Source organism: Marivirga tractuosa, from assembly GCF_042140215.1.
GTDB lineage: Bacteria > Bacteroidota > Bacteroidia > Cytophagales > Cyclobacteriaceae > Marivirga > Marivirga tractuosa_A.
Genome location: NZ_CP159478.1, coordinates 2,863,452 through 2,881,984, shown reverse-complemented (window position 1 = coordinate 2,881,984; position 18,533 = coordinate 2,863,452). Strand labels below are relative to the sequence as shown.

Sequence of the window (18,533 nt, the reverse complement as noted above, 5' to 3'; positions counted from 1 at the left end):
CTTATTTTAACCTTCTGTTGAAATCAAACCATATTCCTATAATTCCTTTCCTAATCTATTTTCCAATGTCATTAATAATATTAAAAGGGTTTATTTGCTTTAGATTTAATGAAAAACGGATATGATCCCTAAAACTAGTAAAGTTTTCCACTACACCATTATAATTAGTACCTACTAATGGGAAGTAGAAACCTAGTGCATCATTAAATAAATCTATTTTTAAACCTGATCCGTAATAAACATCATTTGAAATTACACCTACATCACCATAGAGAGAAACTAGATTGATAAAAGGCATGTCTATATCCACATTAGCAGCAGCCAGCCAATTATTGGTAAAGGCAGTGGGCAGGAATGCTCGAAAGCCACCATGTTCAAGGTCCGTCTGATGCTCAAATGCTGTAAATGTATTCGAGATCTGTACCCTGTCTAAAAATGTGGATTCCATCATGTAATCAGTGCTACCGCTCATTCCTAACAGAAAAGATGGGTGGACATTGTCATTATTTAAAAATGTACCAAGAAATAAATTTAATGAAGCAAATTTTCTTTGCTGATATTGATGTTTTAGTACAGCCTTGTTTTTCCATAGTGTAAAATCCTGAGGTTTATGTTGAATTTCACTATTGAAGCTATATTCTGTAAGGGCATTTCCATTTTCAATATTGTAAATAGCAGATAGAATTTGATAATCTGATTCATAAGTGGGTTGTAATTCAGTATCCACACCAAAAGCAGTATATCTAAATTTTAGCCATTGTTTAGGACTTGCCCGTAGTTTATTTGGCTTAAAGGTAAATGTGATGCTCGGCTCCGCTTTTTGATAGCCAGCATATTGTTTCCCTTTTCCTCCAAAAGTTATTTCCTGAAAAAGGCTGGAAGGGAAAACAGAGTAATTTAGCTCTGCAGAACCTGCTAATTGATTCAGCCCAAAACTATACATGGGCATGATTACATAATTAAATTTATTCTGAGGCGCCACATTATTATAAAAAACTGCACCGATCATATACTTGTCTCGTGTATTAGCACCCATAGAAGGTAGGAAATTGATACGCTTTTCAGGCCCTGTTTCCACGCCTCCTATTGGGACAATATCCAACCCATCATATTTTTTAAATGTTTGATTTAAATATACCTGGTTGTCTTTTCTATATAAATCAAGCGTATGATGCTCAGGGTCAATAATAACTCTATCAATCTTCGTATTGGGAATTTCAATTTTTTCTTTTCGTGTTATTCCTTCAACATAACGATTTAGGACAGTATCCTGACCAGCAATTGCTATGATTGGAAGAGGAGATACTATGTCACCTTTATTTTTGACTGTGACATTATAACCTTTCTCTGTTTTGTTAACTTTACTGATTTTATAATCAATCTTTTTGGTGCTTTCTACAAGATCATCAAAAAACCAACTCAAGTCTTTTTCGGTTTCTTCTTCAAAAAGTGCTTTGAAATCTTCAGGTTTTGGATGTTTAAATTTCCAGTTCTCATAGTATAAATTCATGATTCGATCAAACTCCTCTTGTCCTAAATACTCCATTAAATGCTTTACTGCCATGGCTGATTTCATATAAACAATAGTACCATAATTCATGGAAGTGAAATCATCTGCTGCCAAATTAATTGGTTGATCAAGATTTCTACGAGCATTAATTAAATAAGCCAATTCAGATAATTTACCATATTCCAAATCATTAAGTCGAGTAGTTCTGGCAAACCATCCTCCAATCCCATCATCTTCCTCAATGCCCATCATACTGATTAGTTTCTGCTCTGGATATTTTAATTCTATATATCGATTCTCATAAAAAGAATTGATGCCCTCATCCATCCAGGGGTTTTTTCGCTCATTGCTTCCTAAAATCCCGTAGAACCAATTATGTCCTATTTCATGTGTAGTAACCTGATCCAAACCAAAAGGAGTACTTCCTCCCAATACAGTTATGGTTGGGTATTCCATGCCAGCGCCAGCACTAAGTGCACCGTCTACCACAGTAACCACATCATAAGGGTAATCACCAATCCATTTGGAGTAATAAAAAGTAGCATCATGCATATACTCTATGATGTCTTGCCAAACTTCATAGTTTTGTTTATTAAAAAGTGCATATAATGTTACAGTACGATCTGAGTTGGGCAATTGTACTTGACCTTTAAGTACTTCATAGGTTTGATCAGCAAACCATGCAAAATCATGTACATTATCTTGAGTATAAGTAATGGTCTTGAATTTTCTGTTTCTTGGCTCTTTATCATCACTATTTGATTTTTTAGTATCTGAAGATTCCTCTGAGAGTAAGTGTTTTTTATCGGTTTTTGCCAAGGAATCTAGAAAATTTACTTCTTTTTCAGTTTTTAAATTTCCAGTTGCTCCCACTACATAGGTTTCAGGTATTGTAATGGACACTTCAAAGCTTCCAAATTCTGAGTAAAATTCGCCTTGGTCAAGATAGGGCATAGGGTGCCAGCCATCTTGATCATAAACAGCAGGCTTAGGATACCATTGCGTGATTTGGTATTGCTTACCCACGTGACCAAGTCGAGAGAAAGAAGCAGGAAGCTTTACTTTAAAAGGTGTGGAAATTACTATTTTTTCACCTGGAGCTAATGGCTTTTGCAGGTACACTTTGGCAATATCTTTATGTTTTGGATGATATTCCCATTTCAATACCTCTTCATTTGCTTTGAAGTTAAGGCTGTCGATGTAGCCTCTTTTTGATTCTTCAGAAAAGTGAAATCGGGTAAAGCCGTTTGTGATTTTCTGTTTCGCAAAAGCTGTTTTAGTATTTTTATAAGCATTTGGCCAAATATGAAACCATATAAAATTAAGTTTGTCAGGTGACTTATTAATATATTCTATTTCTTCATAAGCATGTAGCGTATGAGTTTTGTCATCAAGTTTCACCTCAATTTCATAATTAACCTCTTGCTGCCAATAGTTCTTCTGAGCATTAAGGGTTGTTGTCAGTGTCAATAAATAAATACAAATAATAATTCGTTTCATTTGGTATAAGTTGAAGTTTTAAATAATTGTCTTCTTGCTATTTTGATGCTTTTCAACAAGCAAAGGTTACATAGTATTCAAGTTCTGCAGTCGTAAAGTAAAGAAAAGTCTCTCATAAGCTCTGCTTCAATAGATGAAAAAATTATGATTTAAAATTTTGAATATGCCGTAAGATTATTCAATTTTAAAATTGAACTTATAGAAGCACTCTAAAATGAAAAAGTACTTTAAATTTATTCTATTTGTAATCATAGGTTTATTAATTGCTGAATTAAGCTTTCACTTTATATCAGGCATGCTTTTTCCTTTTGTTTCAAATGAGTAATTCCCATTTATTTTAAATAGCCTTGAATTTCATCTAGGTTAGTACTATTAAATTCTTTCATATATTTTCCTTCAGGACCAATCAGCACATAAGTTGGATACCCACCAACATTAAAGTAGGAGGGTAGCTCTGAATTTTTATCCACTAAGGTTTGAGCATATTTTATATTGAATTTATCAATTGCTTTTAAAAATCTTTTTTCAGTATCAACTGGATTGATACCAATTATACTGAGACTTTCATTTTCCTTTTCTAAGCCATTTAATTTTGGTACAGCTTTGAGACAAGGTGCGCAGCCGGAGTACCAAAAATCAAGCAATACATATTGCCCGGAATATTCTGATAGTTTCTTTGAAGGTAGATCTAATAATTCAAATTTAAAGTCCGGCACTTTTTCTCCTTTTTTCAACTGGTTCATTTTTCCCTCGAGTACTTGAGCAAATTTTAGAATTGTAGGATTTACTGGTTCATTAAGTATTTTTTTCAAAGTATTGTTAATCAAACTATCATTAGGTTCAAATTTGTATGACCCGTAAATTAATTTGTTGATTGTAACTAATTCCACAAGCTGTTGTAGGGCATCATTTGGAACGTATTTCGCTTCATCTAAAAAATAAGGTGTAGGTTGAGATGGAGGTGTATTACTTTCTCTCAAATATAGCATCAATGCTTTTATTGGATATATGTTGTTTACAAGCCTGATGAATGCTTTGTTATCCAAATAAACACCATTATTTATAATATTGCTTTCAAAATCTTTAAATTGACTGTTGTTTTTTAATGTTTTAAATTCCTTGCGTTTAAGTTCGTAATAAATAACATCTTCGGCATATTCTGTAAGCTCTTTCGACTCTACTACATTCTTAATTTCTTCAACATATTTTTCATAATTCGGATCATAATTTTTCTTCCGCTTACCTAATAAATTAGTGTTCTGTTTCTGGAAATCTTCAAACTGTTTTTGGTTTTCTGCCAGTAAATAGTTCAATGGATCTTCTGAATCTACATCTAGCCTCCCATTTTCTAATTTTAAGTTGTAGTTAAATCCTGGCTGTAAATAAATTCCATAAGTATTATCGGCAACTCTTAAATTATAGAAATCAGCAGTTTTCAATTCAAAAACATATTCTTTACTTTGAGGTTGAATTTCTTTAAAAGCATAATATTCTGGAATAAAATGCTGATCGGTTTTTTCCAAAATCAGCGTTTCATTTTGCCATTCATTTGTTGAAAACTTAATTTTCGTTTTCTTTTGTGCTTGAGTTTGGCAGATTAACAATAGATTAATACAAATTAAGCTTATAATTAGGCGCATTTTCTTTAATTTGTTGTTTAAGGTTGAGTTCAAACCCCAAACTAAAATTTTCTTCTTTATCGAACAAATAAGCTAAAAGCTTTTTAAATTTAGAAATTGAAACATTATCCATGGCAATAGATAGAATAACATCCTTAATTAATAAAAGTAATTTAGTTAGCCGAGATTTAAGCTGGTTGCAGTTCAATTATAGAGTATTGGATTTGGCACGTAAGCCCGATCGAAACATATTTGATAGACTGAAATTCTTAGCTATCACCGCCTCTAATTTAGATGAGTTTTTCATGATTCGTGTAGGCTCACTCTATAATTACATTGATTATGGAAGAGAAAGGATTGATTACTCAGGTTTACGAGAATTACCATTCAGGAAGAAATTATTAACAGAATGTCAGAATTTTGTAAAATCACAAAACAAGCTTTTTGAAGAGGAGCTTGAGCCAATTTTTGAAGAAAACAACTTCAAAATTGCTGAACTAAGTGATCTAACTCCAGCCGAACTAAAGAAAGCGAACAGTTTTTTCGATAAAATCATATTCCCTATGCTGACGCCTATGGTCTATGATAATTATCACACCTTCCCGATTTTGATGAATAAACTACTTATTTTCTCAGTGGTAACCCGTTCTTTCGGAGAGAAAAAGGATAATAAGAAACTTTCATTTATACAGATTCCACAGAATATCCAGCGTTTTTATGAAGTTGAAAGAGATGATAAAATCTTTTTTATACCTATTGAAGAGTTGGTGAAAGCCAATATTGATAAGCTTTTTAGAAATATAGAAATTCTATCTGTAAACCTTTTCCGAATTACAAGGAACGGAGATTTCACCTTAGAAGAAAGTGATGACATTGAAGCTAATTTCTTGGAAGAAATGCGCAAAAAGCTTAAAACTCGAAAAACTGGTAGGGTAGTGCGTATTGAAATCGATAAGGATTACGATAAATGGATGATGAAAATCCTTTGTGACCGTTGGGAAATCGACAAAGACAATATTTTTAAATTCAAGAAAGGTGATTTGGTAGATTATAGTGCCCTATGGCAAATCATTAAGCATACTGAATTTAAAGATAAAATACCGTCTACTCCAGACCCGGTTCCGCCTTTAGCATTTCCGGAACATAAATCTGATTCAGATAATATTTTCGAGATATTAAAAGATAGGGACATATTGTTGCATCATCCATACAATAATATTGAGCCGGTTATTGATATGTTGGAAAGAGCTGCTGAAGATCCAAAAGTCTTGTCCATAAAACTCACCATTTATCGCTTAGCAGAAGATTCAAGAATTACCAATGCCTTACTTAAAGCCGCTGAAAATGGAATTCACGTTTCCGTTCTATTTGAAGTTAAAGCTAGATTTGATGAAGAGAATAATATAAGGGAAGCAAAAAGACTACAAAAAGCTGGTTGCTTTGTGATTTATGGAATAAGTCGTTATAAGACGCATACTAAGCTTTTGATGATTGTCCGTAAGGAAAAAGAGAAAGTAACCCGCTATTTACATATGGCTAGTGGTAATTATAATGAAGAAACAGCTAGGTTATATACGGATATTGGTCTGATGACTACTGATGAAGTTTATGCTCAGGATATTTCTGAGTTCTTTAATGTAATTACTGGTCATAGCTTACCACATGAATATGAGCGATTGATTACTGCTCCTAAAGACATGCGAACCCGCTTGATTCATTTGATCCAGCAAGAAGCTGAAAATGCCAAAGCAGGTTTGCCTTCAGGTATTTGTATCAAAATCAATTCTTTGGAAGATAAAGAAACCATTGAAGAATTATATGCAGCCTCTCAAGCAGGGGTAAGGATTAAATTGATCGTAAGAGGTATTTGCTGCCTAAGACCAGGAAGAAAGGGCTTGAGTGACAATATAACAGTGAGGTCAATAGTCGGAAATTATTTGGAACATTCCAGAATTTATTATTTCCATAATAATGGAGAGCCAAAAGTATATGGCGGAAGTGCTGATATGATGGTTCGTTCATTTGAAAGAAGATTGGAGTCTTTATTCTTAATAGTAGATGAGACCTTGAAAAGGCAAGTCATGAATATCCTAAGGTATAATTTATGGGATAATGTAAACTCCTATGAAATGAATGAAGAGAGCTTCTACAAAGAGCTTGACAGAAACGGAGAGCCTGCATTCAATATACATGAAGAATTCTTTAAAGTTACCCCTGAGCTGATAGAGGATGTGAAGTTGTTTGAATGAATTTAATAATATAATGATTAATTATGGGGTTATTAATAGAGACATTTATATTTTGGAATCATCCAAAAACCATTTTAAAGCCTTTTTATGATCTCTGAATACTTTGGTGATAAAGGATGCATTTTCATCATCGGTATTGTATTCATCCACCTTATTTGCAGCTATTAAAGTAATCGGAGACAACACAGCCTGATGGGTAAATCCCAATTTTTCATATTGAGGATTAATTTCAGTATCCAACCAGGTTATTTCTTCCTGTCTGATCATTTCTAATTCCGTAACATCGGCATATAATAAGAATTTTTCCTGGCCAGTGATTTTGTGTTTTTTGATTTCTTTGGCGTAAATATCTAAAGAAGTATCTATTAAATCTCTGAATACTACAGGGTTTAAAATACCTCTCCAAACTTCCTTGATATAGGGAATATTATTGATTTCTTCGACTGTTATTCTAAGCTTTGGATGAGTATATAACCGCATATCAACCTGATTTATTACTACAATTCAAGAAATAAGTTAAAAAATTATTTTTAAGAATAGCACTATTCAAGTATTTCTTTACTCATTATTCGACTAAACAGCTGAATTTTAAGTCTTATTGAAAAATTATTGCTTATAATACTGATGTAATAATTCAGTTGAACTCTTACAGCCTGATTTTTTTAAAATATTGCTTCTATGTTTTGATACTGTTTGAGGGCTTATAAAAAGTATGTCTGCTATTTCAGAACTAGATTTTCCTGCTGCCAATAGTTTAATTATTTCAATTTCGCGAGAAGTAAAATTTGATAGAAAGTCATCATTTACAGCTTTAAAATCATTTTGATAAAATTTATTTAACGCCAAATTAATGGCTACATCTAAGCTTCTTTCATTATAAGGTTTAACGAGATAACCATAAGTAGATGTGTCAGTAGTTCTGGTAATCAATTCGTGATCAGAATAGGCTGAAAGATATATGGTGGGAACATTCCTAATTTTGTTTAGCTCAAAAATGGTTTCTATTCCATCTTTATCTCCATCAATATTAATATCACAGAGAATAAGGTGAACATCATTGGTGTTAAATAAAAACATGGCTCTTTCAAAATTTTTAGCAATGCCCACGCATTTAAAACCTAAATCTTCTAAGAGGTAGGAGAGATCCTGAGCAATTAATAACTCATCTTCAATAATCAATATATTTTTATAGGCTTTCATCTTACAATTCGGTTTCCTTGCTCCTAAACTCAAGTTTGAAATGAGGCCCACCTTTACAACCTACACTAAATTCGCCATCTATTTGATCAATTAACGATTTAACCATACTGATGCCAAATGAGCTACTATTTTCAAACTGTTCCTGACTGATTCCATCTCCATTATCTTTCAGGGTAATACAGATATTATCCTTATCTTTTTTGGCAGTGAAGTCAATTATCAAGTCATCCTTTCCGCTATGCTTTAATGAGTTGGTCACCAATTCGTTGAGGATCAATCCCAAAGGAACAGCTTGGTCTAAGTTTAATTTAAAATTGTCAATATCTAGGTTAAAATGAACATCTGAATAGTTGCTTTTAAAAGCAATAGATAGATAATCAATCAATTCATTTATATAATCTTTACAATTAACCTCTGTATATTTTTCAGTCATGTAAAGCTTTTGATGCAATAAAGACAATGCCTGCATCCTCAATTTTCCTTCGGTGAGAGCCATTTTTGCATCTATATTTTCAGTGCTACGGCTATGAAGATTTAAAATGCTGGAAATAAGCTGTAAGTTGTTCTTTATCCTATGGTTTAGCTCTCTTAAAAGTAGTTCAATCCTACTATTTCTTGAATGTAATTTATCATTTTGGCTTTCTATTTCTTCTTTTTGAGCCATCACCTCTTCAGTCCTATTACTAACTAACCTTTCTAGTTTCTTATTAATTTTTCTTATTTGGTTAAATCGCCACCTTAATATCAATCCTACTGTTAATATAATTGTAATACTCAGTAGGGTTCTGAACCAGACTGATTTATACCAATAGGGTAGAACTGTTATTCCCAATGAAGCTTGCTCTTTACTCCATATATTTTCATCATTGATAGCTTTTAATCTTATGGTATAATCACCTGGAGGGAGTTTACTTAATGTGACTGATTTTTTTGAAGTTAGCGCTCGCCAATTTTCTTCCAGCCCTTCGATTTTAAGAGTATATTTATTTTTTTGTCCATTAATTAGATTTAAAGCATCGTAATTTAAGTTGATTATATAATCTTCAGGTTTTATGGTTATGCTTTTTGTAAGGGCTAGAGAGTTGCTTAGGATGTCAGGCCTTGTTCTAAGGTTGACCTTTTCATTATTGATAGTTAGTTGGTCAAAATAAGGTGTTGGAGGATTTTTATTGTATTTAATGCTATCTGGATGAAAGTGAATTATTTCCCTTGAAGTTCCAAAATATAGTTTCCCATCATTATCCTTAAAGGCGGATCCAAAAATAAAATATTCTTCCCTTAGCCCGTCATTTTGATTATAATTGGAGAACTTATTTTCATTATTCATTTTATCTAAGCCTGATGCAGTAGAAACCCATACATTTCCATTATCGTCTTCAATAGCACCACTTATAACATTTGATGATAATCCGTCTTGTTTGAAATAGCGAGTAAAACTACTATCAGAAAAGTTAAAGAAATTCAATCCAACTTCAGTACTTATCCATAATCCGTTTTTATTACTTTTTGCAATATGATTGATGTTCCCATTACTTAAATGACCTTCTTTTTCAGATGCTTCAATCTTAGAAAATGTTTGTTTTGTTTCATTATAAAGATGTAAGCCATCAGCTGTACCCACCCATAACCTGTTTTCGCTATCTTCTGTGATGTATTTTACATATTCATCACCACTGTTTTCGATTTCAGATAAGTCACTGACAGAACTAGCTATTAATTTTTTGTTCTCTAAGTCGTACTGGTACAATCCATTTAAGCTATTTCCTAACCAAATTCTTTTACGACTATCTACATAAATCCTTAAGTTGAAATTTAAATTTGAATCTTCGCTATTATTCTGAAGAGCTGTTAATTCTTTTTTCTGGTGGTTCCAATGATAAATAAAATTTCCCCAGACTGAAATAAGATACTCATTTTCTTTCCATTTGGTAATTTGAGTCATTCGGTTTATGACTGAAGGATCGCCATTTTCTAATTTGAATAATTGAGCTTTATTAGATTTTGGATTCCATATGATTAACCCAGAATAAGTAGTGATTAAGTATTCATCTTCACTATGTTTAGTGAAACTAGTATATCTATTAAGAAACTTATCTGTTGTATTCGGAAGAAATGCTTCATACTGAAATTTATTTAATGAAGGATGAGAATAATAAACACCTCCATTATTTACCGATGCCCAAACACCTCCATTTTTATCTTCGAAGATATTATAAATCCCATTTCCACCTATATTGTCAATATTCTTTTGGTAGCTATCAACCCAATAAAATTTTTCTTCTGAACGATCATAGAAATTTATTCCATTTAATGTACCAAACCATATTTTTCCAGGATTCGAAGGGCTTTCATAAATTGAAAAACAAACTTTATGACTTAATCCCTTTCCCTGTGCAGGATTATTAGGAATATATTCAATATCACCAGTTTTTAAATCAATTACATCCAAACCTGCACCAGTTGCTACCCATAGTTTCTGGTCATCAGTTTCCAATATATCATAAGTATAATCATATCTAAGCCCTTTTTTGTCTTTAGTTGATTTGCCAATTAATTTAAACTGCTGAGTTTTAAAGTCAAATATATTAACGCCTTTACCAGTGCATATAAATAGTTTTTCTCCATCTTTAGATAGTTTGATGGTTCTAACCGTTAAATCTGCTAAACCATCCTTAAGATCATAATGTCGAAACTTCCCTGTAGTTGGATTCAATTTATTCAATCCTTTATTAGACCCTACCCAAATATTCCCTTCATGATCTTCTTCTATTCCTCTTACTTGATTATTACTTATGGTAGTGGTATCTCCTTTTTTATGAGTGTAATTAGTGAATTGATCACTTATAGCGTTATATTTTGATAGTCCTCCGCCATAAGTTCCTGCCCAAATATTTCCTTTACTATCTTCAAATAGGGTCCAAACAAAATCATATGCCAACGAATTGCTATCAGAAATACTATGATGAAAATGTTTGAATTCACTCCCACTATATCTCCAAAGCCCATTTTCACCTCCAATCCACACAAAACCTTTTTGATCTTGAATGATGCTATAAGGAAAAGGTTGATCTAATCCTGCATCTTTATCCAGATGTTTAAACTCCATTGGGAATTGCTGGCCAAACAAATGAGATAGAAAGAAAAGAAAAATAAAGCCTGTGCTCAGGTATTTTTTCATATAGCAATTATTTGAATAATTAAATTAGAAAACAATACCTATAAATCTGTATTTTTTTGAAGATATTTTAACTACAGAGAACAAAAGTCAGCCTAAGGCTAGGAAAGGGGTTAACTACAGAGATTCTCAAAGGTCAACTCAAAGCTTCACAAGGAGAGTTAGCCATGTCAGACATTCTACTTAACCAGCCAATTTTGTAATCTCCTTTTTCTAGTCTCATTCAATAAGATCTACTGATAAAGTTAATCTATGTCGGACATTTTATTGGCACAGTTAGAAAATTCAAGATATTTTAAGATAATCCAACTGATTAATGTCAGACATTTGAAATGTCTGACATAAGCACGGTAAATTATTTTTATAATTTTAGAAAAACTAAAGATCATAAAAATGGGTAGGAATATCCTTTTGAGAAATTGAATAAAAAAAGGTGAGCCATTGCTGACTCACCTTTTTATTTATATCTGCTTATGAAGAAGAATTACTTTTTCTTCTTTTTGTTTTTACCTTTTTCTTTTTCCTTCTTAGCTTCCTCACTTGCTTTCATTGCTTCTTGTAGTCTTTGCTGGAATTTAGAGGTCTTTTTATTAGCATTTTTCTTTTTATTCTCTTCCAGAATTGCAATGATTTTATCTTCATCAATCATTCTTCTAATTAAAGTCTGCTGACCAAAAGTGATTAAGTTGGCTATCAAATAATAGAAACTTAAAGCTGCTGGGAAGTTATTTAATACAAACATGAAGATTACAGGCATGAAATACTGTATGTTTTTCATTGGCCCTTGAACTGAGCTTACTTGTCCTTGTGACCATGTAATCAATAATGTTGACAATGTCATTAGGATAGTGAACAAACTCACATGGTCACCATAAAATGGAATTTCAAATGGTAAACTTAACACACTGTCATATGTTGATAAATCACTTGCCCATAAGAATGATTCTTGCCTAAGCTCAATTGAACTAGGGAAGAAATAGAACATGGCGAATAAAATAGGCATTTGTAGCAATAATGGTATACAACCAGAAAGCGGGTTCACACCTACCTTTCGATAGAGATCCATTTGATCTGCCTGAGCTTTTTGCATATCCCCTCCATGCTTTTCCTTAATCTCGTCCAATTGTGGCTTCAGTACTTTTGTTTTGGCCATGGAAACATAAGACTTATAAGAAAGAGGGGAGAGTGCTAATTTAATTAATAATACCAGAATGATGATAATCCATCCGTAGCTGCTAATGTATTTCTCTAATACATAAAATACGTTGATGATGATATATTTATTCACCAAACTAATTGGGAACCATCCCAAATAAACGTTCTCCTCGAAATCTGGAGCAACTTTTTGTAATATCTTGTAATTGTTAGGCCCAAAGTAATATTTGAATTCACCAGCCTTATTGCTTACTTCAGCTAAAGGAATTTCCATTTTAGCCTTTCCTCTTTTTACGTAATCATCAGATAGACCTTCAATATCAGTAGAAAATTCAGCCCTTTTCATTGGAATATCTGTAATCAAGGCTTCAGTAAAGAAGTTTTGCTTAAAAGAGAACCATTTAACAGCTTCTGAAACTTCCTCGCTATCGTCATCTGATCGTTCACTTAAACCATCCATTCCTTCTTCTTCGGAATAGTAGTTCATGGTTACTTTCGTTCTACTTTGTTCGAGATCCTTTTCGAACTTCCGCATTTTTTTATTCCAACGAAGAGTCAATTGGTCACCTAGTATTTCGTTAGTGAAACCATTGAAAGCCAATGAATAACCTACCTGATATTGATTTCCAGAAAGTGTATAAATTTGTTCTATACTTTTATTGGGAGCAATATTAGCTACAAATTTAATTTGGATAGTATCTCCATTGCTTAAATTCCTGCTAGGAGAGCCCTCCATTTCAAAATGAAGATCATATAAATTAACTGCTCCTGCTGATGTATTGAATAAAAGTTCTTTTTCCTCATCTTCTTCATTTGTGATGATAAGGGGCTGACCGTCAAAAGTTTTGAAATCTTTTAACTCTACACTTTTTACTCTTCCACCTTTCGAATTAAATTGAATAGCTAAAGTCTCGGTATCGAAAGTAGTTATTTCAGATTCACCTTTAGCAACACTTGCAAAAGCACCATATTTTTGAACTAGTGCTTGGTTTAAACTCGAATCGCTTTCAAATTCCTCAACTTCAGTTTCTTGTTCTGGAGCAGGTTCTTCTTGTTTTTGATCGTTTTGTTCTACTTGATTACCTTCAATATTCTCAGGTTGTTGCGGTGTGTCTGCAAAAAACCAGAAATAGGCAATCATTAAAATAGAAATCAGGATAAGTCCTGTTGCTTGATTTTTGTCCATCTAAATTGTAATTAATTCGATTCTGATAATATTTTATGTTCTAAACTTGCTTTTACAAATCGCACAAACAAAGGATGTGGATTTAAAACAGTACTTTTAAGCTCAGGGTGAAATTGAGTACCCACAAACCAAGGGTGTTCTGGAATTTCAACTATTTCTACTAATCCTGTTTCAGGATTAATTCCTGTAGCTTTCATGCCAGCAGCTTCAATATCCTGCAAATATCTGTTATTAAATTCGTATCTATGCCTATGACGCTCATTAATTTTTGTTTTTCCGTAAGCTTGGTAAGCTTTAGTATGTTTTTTAAGTTCGCAAGCATAGGATCCTAAACGCATAGTACCTCCTTTTTGGGTAATGCTTTTTTGTTCTTCCATTAAATCTATAATAGGATTTTTGGTCTTCATCTCCATTTCTGTAGAAGATGCGTCTTTCAATCCCAAAACATTCCTTGCAAATTCAACTACCGCACACTGCATTCCTAAACAAATACCAAAAAACGGTAATTTTTCTTCTCTACAATATTTTATGGTTTCAATCTTACCTTCAATACCTCTTTCCCCAAAGCCAGGTGCTACCAATACACCATGTACATTATCTAAAAGAGACTTTACATTTTCCGCATTTACCTCTTCAGAATGAATCCATTTTACATTAACCTTGGTTTCATTTTCTGCTCCAGCATGTATAAAGGATTCTGTAATTGATTTGTAGGCATCTGGCAATTCAATGTATTTACCTACTAATGCAATATTGATATCTGATATTGGGTTTTTTAATTTCCCTAAGAAGTTTTTCCATTGGGTCAATTCAGGCTCAACTTTATGAGAAAGTTTTAATTTGGCTAATACCCTTTCGTCCAATTTTTCTTTTCTCATCAATAAAGGCACATCATAAATGGAATCAGCATCCATGGCCTCTATAACTGAATTGATGTTCACATTGCAAAAAAGAGCTAGTTTCTTTCTGATTTCTTGTGGTAATTTATGCTCCGTTCGGCATACCAAAATATCTGGTTGAATACCAGATTCTAATAATTGCTTAACCGCATGTTGTGTAGGTTTAGTCTTTAATTCTCCAGCAGCTTTCAAATAGGGGATAAGCGTCAGATTTATAACTAGAAAATTATTAGGACCTACATCCCACTTGACCTGTCTTACTGCTTCAATAAATGGCAAGGATTCAATATCACCTACACAACCTCCAATTTCAGTTATAACAATGTCATATTCATTTTTCTCGGCTACAGCATAAATATTACGCTTAATTTCATCCGTGATATGCGGAATAACTTGAACTGTTTTGCCTAAATAGGCACCTTCTCGCTCTTTTGTGATTACATTATTATAGATTCTTCCTGTAGTAACATTATTCTCTTGAGAAGTATTGATGTTTAAGAACCTTTCATAATGTCCTAAATCCAAATCAGTTTCTGCCCCATCTTCCGTAACAAAACATTCTCCATGCTCATAAGGATTAAGCGTTCCGGGATCTATATTAATATAAGGGTCTAATTTTTGGATCGTAACAGAGAAACCACGAGCTTGTAATAATTTTGCCAGAGAAGCTGCGATAATCCCTTTTCCCAAGGAAGAGGTTACACCGCCTGTAACAAAAATGTATTTAGTATTTTTTTGAGATGCCATAAGTTGTTTTTGAAATGCCTGATATACTTATGGGATACAAAGGTAGTATAAGCATTTTAAAATCTTCATCTATTTAGGATATTAATGTTAAAATTTCTGAGCAGTTTTTGGAATGCTTTCACAATTAGGGAATTAATGATAAAATATATTTAGATTTTGGAAGATTGTACAATTAATTAATTCCTTCTAAAACTTTAAATTCATCCTTTTCTGGATAAGCAGTAATAGAAGTCCATGTTTTAAGTTCTGAAAGATTGATGGTGAAAATGCTTTTATGCGTTTGTGATATTTTGGCACCACCTGAGGTTGTATGCCAGTTTTCCCAGCTAAATTTCACACCACCTAAAGGAATAATTTGCACCCACATCTTAACAAACTCAGGCATTCCAGTTTCCTTATCGATAAGCCATAAATAAGAATCACCAGGCGTTACGCCTCCACTTTTATAGGTTATTAATAAGCCTTCAAGGTTTTCTTCTTTTTGAGGGACATATCTTCTTTCTGTTCCAGCATCTCTAATTTTTGTGATAGGGTTTAACCAAAAGGAGTCATTGGCCCAAATTTCATAAGCATCATTCAAGAGCTTATTAAGAACTTCATCTCTTTCTACCTTTTTCCCTTTTGCATATGCCACTCCTGTTTTGGAGTCTAATTTTATAAAGACATCATAATTATCCCAGGAAACTTTTGCCCAATGTCTTTCCTTATCCCAAACCAGATTATTAATTCCACCAAGACTCCATTTCACAACAGCTATTTCCTGCCAAGCGGAATCATTGACGGCTTCAAGCGTTTTATCAGCAAGTTGTTCTGCTTTCTCTCCTTTTTCACCTTGAGGTAAATCCTCATCCACTACGAGATAGGCAATAAACCCGATTAATCCCAGAGCAACTAATACAATTAAAATCCACTTTAAAACTTTCATTTCTTAATGATTAGAAGGGTACAAATACAATTTTTTTAGTTTCAAAGAATGGTTCTGAGAAGTAATCTGAAATAGAAATCTCTTGGTACATTCTTTTGATTTCTGCCATTTCTTCTTCTAAATTGCCACCTTTTAAAGCAATGATTCCACTATTATCTTCGGGTTTATCTGAATGAACTTTTTCAACTACCCAGTGAATAAAGGCTTTCATTCTAGTGACTGCTCGGCTTATTACAAAATCAAATTTTCCTTTTGTTTTCTCTGCTCTTTGGTGGTAAGCCTCAACATTTTCTAACCCTAAGGCTTCAGCTACAGCTTTTACTACTTTAATTTTCTTTCCAATAGAATCTACCAAAGTGAAATGCGCTTCAGGAAATAAAATAGCCAAAGGAATTCCTGGAAATCCACCACCAGTACCTACATCTAATATTTTCTTGCCAGAAAGGTCTTGGAATTTAGCTATGGCTAATGCATGTAGGATATGCTTTTCATAGATATGCTCAATGTCTTTTCTTGAAATAACATTGATCTTCTCATTCCATTCTGCATAAAGATTACCTAGTTCTTGAAATTGTGCTTTTTGCTGTGCACTCAGCTGAGGAAAATACTTTTCCACTATAGCACTGCTATCCATCTTAGAATTGGGTTTCTTTTCCTGTGATTAGTTCACGCATTAACTCTCTAGATCGGTGTAATTGCGCTTTAATTGTACCTAATGGAGCCTCCAATTCAGTAGCAATCTCTTCATAGGAGAGCTCTTGGAAATATCTTAATTTCACCAAACGCTGATATTTAGCAGGCAATTTATCCACAAACATGCGCATTAATTCAATCCTTTGATCTTTGATGGCTCTGTCTTGAGGAGTTAGGTTTCCTTTATCTTCTACATCTAATTCTACAGCATCACCATTATCATCAGTATAAGAAGAATGAATACTAATAGTCCTTAATTTCTTCTTACGAATGAAGTCAATTGCATTATTAGTAGCAATTCTAAACAACCAGGTACTGAAAGTATAATCTTTTTTAAATCGATGAAGACTTTTGAAAGCTTTTGAAAATGCTTCGATTGTTAAATCCTCTGCATCATCCACATTCCTCACCATTTTCAACACCATGTGATAAACAGGTTTTTTATATCTTTTCATTAACTCTGCATATGCCATTTGATCTTTGGCTATCACTGCTTGGTCAATGAGTCTAAAATCCTTTAATGCCTTTTCTGAAAAATTTCTATTTTTATTTATTTCCATTTAAGATGCTTTGTTAGTGAAGCATAAATTCCCCAAATCCAATAATAAAATATAAAAAGGATTTCTAAAACGGGTAAATTATAATGCATAAATCTAATCCCAAAATTAATGCTAAGCTTAAAAAATACGACATATTGTCCTGCTAAATACATTAACATAAGGAAACTTAAAATTAAACAATCAGTCGGACTTCCCAACATTAAGCCTAATATAAATAATATCCACAGCAAACTTTGGGTTAAATGAAAAAGTCCTAGTTTAATTTTATCTTTGGTTTTATAATATTTTCCTACTGATAGATGTCTTTTTTTCTGCCTAAAAAATGAATGCCATGATTCCTTAGGGTTTGAAAATGTTAAACTTTCAGGATGGGGGCAAATACTGGTGTTTTCCTTGTTTGCATGCCTGTTGACCCATAAATCATCATCTCCACCCATGATGTGGCTTAAATCTTTAAACCCTTTATTGGCTAAGAAAAAGGATCTTCTATAAGCTAGATTTCTTCCCACTCCCATATAGGCTTCTTTTTTGTAAGCAAAAGAGATATAAAGAAGAGCAGTTTGTAAAGTTTCATAGCAGATGAACTGATTTAAAAAGCCTTTTTCTTTTTCATACAAAGAAGCACCCAAAACGATTGAAACAGATTTCGTGAAAGATCGTGACATTCTGTCAACCCAGTGAGCAGAAACTGGCTTGCAATCTGCGTCACTCAATAGAATTATATCGTTTTCAGCCGTTTCTATTCCTATCATTAAGGCATATTTTTTTGGATTAAAATTTTCAGGAGTCTCTTCAATGGGAATAACTTTTAAATGAGAATACAAGTCTAATTGACCCTTTAACCATTCTTTGCTTCCGTCATCAGAGCGGTCAATGACTACTATTACTTCAAATTCTTCAAAGTCTTGATTTAAAAATAGCGTTAGGTTCTGTTTTAGATTTTCAAGCTCATTATGTGCACAAATAATAACGGATACTGCTTCTTTTTTATGAATTTCCGTTGAAGTCTGATGCTTTTTAAAGACTAATGAGAAAAAATATCGGAAATGAAAATAAGCTTGAATCAAAAATACAATAAAAAAAATAATACTTATTAGGTGGATTTGACCCATACT

The 18,533-nt window shown here is 32.9% G+C and carries 12 protein-coding genes; 1 reads left to right on the top strand and 11 read right to left on the bottom strand.

Going from position 1 to position 18,533, the window contains the following annotated elements:
- Positions 1–55 precede the first annotated feature (55 nt).
- Together ABWH96_RS12975 and ABWH96_RS12970 are read right to left on the bottom strand one after the other, a co-directional pair.
- Positions 56–3,010, bottom strand: coding sequence for a M1 family metallopeptidase (locus tag ABWH96_RS12975; protein ID WP_375577957.1), 2,955 nt, complete (start codon positions 3,008–3,010; stop codon positions 56–58).
- Between the two features lie 332 nt (positions 3,011–3,342).
- Positions 3,343–4,533: a redoxin domain-containing protein gene (locus ABWH96_RS12970; RefSeq protein WP_375577956.1), complete on the bottom strand. Its 1,191-nt coding sequence runs from the start codon at positions 4,531–4,533 to the stop codon at positions 3,343–3,345.
- A gap of 227 nt (positions 4,534–4,760) precedes the next feature.
- On the opposite strand from ABWH96_RS12970, the gene ppk1 reads away from it, so the two are divergent.
- The gene (gene ppk1, locus ABWH96_RS12965; RefSeq protein ID WP_375577955.1) at positions 4,761–6,878 is read left to right on the top strand and encodes a polyphosphate kinase 1; all 2,118 of its coding nucleotides are present in this window, start codon (positions 4,761–4,763) and stop codon (positions 6,876–6,878) included.
- A gap of 45 nt (positions 6,879–6,923) precedes the next feature.
- Here ppk1 and ABWH96_RS12960 read toward each other — a convergent pair whose 3' ends face one another.
- From ABWH96_RS12960 to ABWH96_RS12920, 9 genes are all read right to left on the bottom strand, one after another.
- The gene (locus tag ABWH96_RS12960; RefSeq protein WP_375577954.1) at positions 6,924–7,358 is read right to left on the bottom strand and encodes a hypothetical protein; all 435 of its coding nucleotides are present in this window, start codon (positions 7,356–7,358) and stop codon (positions 6,924–6,926) included.
- 126 nt (positions 7,359–7,484) lie between these two features.
- Positions 7,485–8,078 carry a response regulator transcription factor gene (locus ABWH96_RS12955; RefSeq protein WP_375577953.1) on the bottom strand — a complete coding sequence of 198 codons (594 nt, stop codon included), beginning with the start codon at positions 8,076–8,078 and terminating at the stop codon, positions 7,485–7,487.
- Position 8,079: 1 nt separating this feature from the next.
- Positions 8,080–11,256 (bottom strand): two-component regulator propeller domain-containing protein, encoded by a 3,177-nt coding sequence (locus tag ABWH96_RS12950; protein ID WP_375577952.1) that lies wholly within the window; start codon positions 11,254–11,256, stop codon positions 8,080–8,082.
- A gap of 481 nt (positions 11,257–11,737) precedes the next feature.
- Positions 11,738–13,594, bottom strand: a complete 1,857-nt coding sequence (yidC, locus tag ABWH96_RS12945; protein WP_375577951.1) for a membrane protein insertase YidC — start codon at positions 13,592–13,594, stop codon at positions 11,738–11,740.
- 11 nt (positions 13,595–13,605) lie between these two features.
- The gene (locus ABWH96_RS12940) at positions 13,606–15,240 is read right to left on the bottom strand and encodes a CTP synthase (protein WP_375577950.1); all 1,635 of its coding nucleotides are present in this window, start codon (positions 15,238–15,240) and stop codon (positions 13,606–13,608) included.
- A 172-nt stretch (positions 15,241–15,412) separates the two neighbouring features.
- Entirely contained in the window at positions 15,413–16,165 is a 753-nt protein-coding gene (locus tag ABWH96_RS12935; protein ID WP_375577949.1) for a hypothetical protein, read from the bottom strand.
- A 10-nt stretch (positions 16,166–16,175) separates the two neighbouring features.
- A complete protein-coding gene (rsmG, locus tag ABWH96_RS12930) occupies positions 16,176–16,799 on the bottom strand; it encodes a 16S rRNA (guanine(527)-N(7))-methyltransferase RsmG (RefSeq protein ID WP_375577948.1) in 624 nt (207 codons plus the stop codon).
- A gap of 1 nt (position 16,800) precedes the next feature.
- Positions 16,801–17,418, bottom strand: a complete 618-nt coding sequence (locus tag ABWH96_RS12925) for an RNA polymerase sigma factor (RefSeq protein ID WP_375577947.1) — start codon at positions 17,416–17,418, stop codon at positions 16,801–16,803.
- A complete protein-coding gene (locus tag ABWH96_RS12920) occupies positions 17,409–18,530 on the bottom strand; it encodes a glycosyltransferase (protein WP_375577946.1) in 1,122 nt (373 codons plus the stop codon). The genes ABWH96_RS12925 and ABWH96_RS12920 overlap by 10 nt, the downstream gene beginning before the upstream one ends.
- Positions 18,531–18,533: the final 3 nt, after the last annotated feature.